The sequence below is a fragment of the Bradyrhizobium sp. P2_E8 genome, from assembly GCF_056403875.1.
The window spans coordinates 1-2,658 of record NZ_JBFUES010001000.1; the positions used below are offsets into that span (position 1 = coordinate 1).

The window sequence follows — 2,658 nt, forward strand, 5'->3', positions numbered from 1 at the left end:
CCTCTACGAGGTGCACGACGTCGAGGATTTCGACAATCTGCTGAAATCTGGCAAGGTCCTGTTCGGCGTCGAGATTCSACGCGGCTTCGAGCGCGCGGTGCGGCGCGGCGACAGGCCGGCGCTGCTGGTCGCGGCCGATGCCACCGATCCCGTTGCGGCGAGCTCGGCGATCGGCTCGCTCGGCATGGTCGTGCAGACCGCGCTCAAGCATGATCTCTATATCGGCGATCCCCCGGAGATGCCGTTCGAGATCCGCGCGCATGCGCGCTACAATCCGGCCGCAGCGTCAAGCCTCAACATCGTGCCGGGTCTCGTCGGCACCATCCTCACCATGACCATGCTGATCTTCACCGCGCTCTCCGTCACGCGCGAGGTCGAGCGCGGCACCATGGAGAGCCTGTTATCGATGCCGATCAAGCCGGTCGAGGTGATGTTCGGCAAGATCATCCCTTACGTGCTGGTCGGCTTCGTCCAGGCCTTCCTGATCATCAGCATCGGCGTCGGCCTGTTCGGCGTGCCCGTGTTCGGCAATCTGTTCCTGCTGGCGCTGCTCTCGACGCTTTTCATCACCACCAACCTGTCGATCGGCTACACGATCTCGACCGTCGTGCAGAACCAGCTCCAGGCGATGCAGATGTCGATGATGTTCTTCCTGCCGAGCATTCTGCTCTCCGGCTTCATGTTCCCGTTCGCCGGCATGCCGGCCTGGGCGCAATATGTCGGCGAGGGCCTGCCGCTGACCCATTATTTGCGCATCGTCCGCGCCATCATGCTGAAGGGCGCGACCATGGAGAATTTGCGCTATGACGCGCTGGCGCTGGCGGTCCTGATGCTGATCGCCATGACCATCGCCGTGACGCGCTTCCGCCGCACGCTGGATTGAGGCAAACTGTCCCTTGATGTCATTCCGGGGCGCACGAAGTGCGAACCCGGAATCTCGAGATTCCGGGTTCACGCTGCGCGCGCCCCGGAATGACTGGGGGGATGGGATGGTCAGGTTTGCGAGCAGGATGGCGCGGCAGCACGCCGCCTTGTCGGAGGATTTCGAGCGCGAGTTGACGCGGGAAGTGCTGCGCACCGAGCTGTTGCGGGTGCGGACACTGATCATCACCGGCTGCGTCATGATCTTGTTCCTCACCTCAACCTTCCTGATCGACCCCGCTCTGGTGAACCGGGTCTGGCGCGGGACCGAGGGCCTCGTCCGCGAATACATCCTCTTGGGAGGCTTCATCCTCTTCGAGGCCTGGGTCCACAGCCAGATCAGGCGAAACCTCAAGCTCGATCGCGACCTGCCGGTGATCAGGCGCTATATCGGCGCCTTTATCGAAACGTCGCTGCCGACGATCATCCTGATCCTGCAGATCCGCAGCATGGGTGCGAGCCAGGCGCTTGGTTTCGTGCTGCCCCTGGTCTATTTCATCTTCGTCATTCTTTCGACGCTGCGGCTCGATTTCTGGCTGTCCACCTTCACGGGATTTGTGGCCGCAGCCGAACTCCTGGCCGTCGCGCTGTATTTCAATTCGGCCAGCGAGGCCGGTGAACCCCTGATCTACTTCCACGCCGTGCGCAGCACGGTCATTCTGGTCTGCGGCGTGCTCGCCGGCTCCGTCGGCGCGCAGCTCCGCCGGCAATTTGCCGCGAGCATCGCGGCTGCCACCGCGCGCGACCGGGTGACGAACCTGTTCGGCCAGCATGTCTCGCCACAGGTGGTGGAGCGGCTGATGKCGGAGGGGACGAGCGCCGCCCGCGACCTCCGCCGCGTCGCCGTGATGTTCGTCGATTTCCGCGGCTTCACCGCCGGGGCGCAGTCGCGCACCCCGCAGGAGGTGGTCGACCGGCTCGACGGCGCCTTTGCCGTGCTCGTCGACATCCTCGATCGCCAAGGCGGCATCGTGAACAAGTTTCTCGGCGACGGCTTCCTCGCGCTGTTCGGCGCGCCGCTGGAGGCCTCCGACGCTGCGCACCGCGCGGTCGCCGCAGGCCGCGAGATGCTGACCGCGATGGACCACATCAACGCGCAGACAAGCTGGCCGCTGCGGATCGGCATCGGCATCCATTTCGGCGAGGTCGTCGCCGGCAATATCGGCTCGCCCCGGCGCAAGGAATACACCGTGATCGGCGACACCGTGAACTTCGCCTCGCGGCTGGAGGCGCTGAACAAGGAGTTCGGCTCGCAGCTCCTGATCTCGGCGTCCGTGCGCGAGGCGCTCGGCGATGACGGCAACGATGCCGTCGCGCTCGGCGAAGTCGAGGTGCGCGGCTACGAGCAGAAGGTGGCGGTGTTTCAACTGGGATAGCGCGTGTTCAAATGCGGGTCGCGTTTGGTTGAAGCGCAGTCGCGTTCCGTTGAAGGCGCGTGATGAAATATCTCTGCTAGCTTTCGGGTCTTGCACAGTGGAAGCCGAAACAGCTCGACTTCCGTTTGTCACCCGGAGAAAGCCAATGACCCGACTGACCCTTGTTGCGGCCGCCCTGATCGCCGCCGCCGTCACCCAAACCCAGGCCGCATCCGCGCGCCACGTCGCCCCACCGCGCGCGACAACCGAGGCGACGGCCGACTACTGCGTCAGGGCTCCGGCGGAGGGCGCGTATGCCACGGCGCCCTACAAGCGGCCGCCTTGCCTGCCCAACACGACGACGTACTGACGACCACGGCAG

Annotated in this window: 3 protein-coding genes; all 3 read left to right on the top strand. The window is 64.8% G+C overall.

The annotated features are described in order from the left end of the window. A partial coding sequence (locus tag AC1D00_RS35695) for an ABC transporter permease (RefSeq protein WP_477013904.1) occupies window positions 1-883 on the top strand: 883 nt, incomplete at its 5' end. Window positions 884-989: 106 nt separating this feature from the next. Further along, window positions 990-2,297: an adenylate/guanylate cyclase domain-containing protein gene (locus AC1D00_RS35700; protein ID WP_477013905.1), complete on the top strand. Its 1,308-nt coding sequence runs from the start codon at window positions 990-992 to the stop codon at window positions 2,295-2,297. A 145-nt stretch (window positions 2,298-2,442) separates the two neighbouring features. Beyond that, window positions 2,443-2,646, top strand: a complete 204-nt coding sequence (locus AC1D00_RS35705; RefSeq protein ID WP_135174215.1) for a hypothetical protein — start codon at window positions 2,443-2,445, stop codon at window positions 2,644-2,646. Window positions 2,647-2,658: the final 12 nt, after the last annotated feature.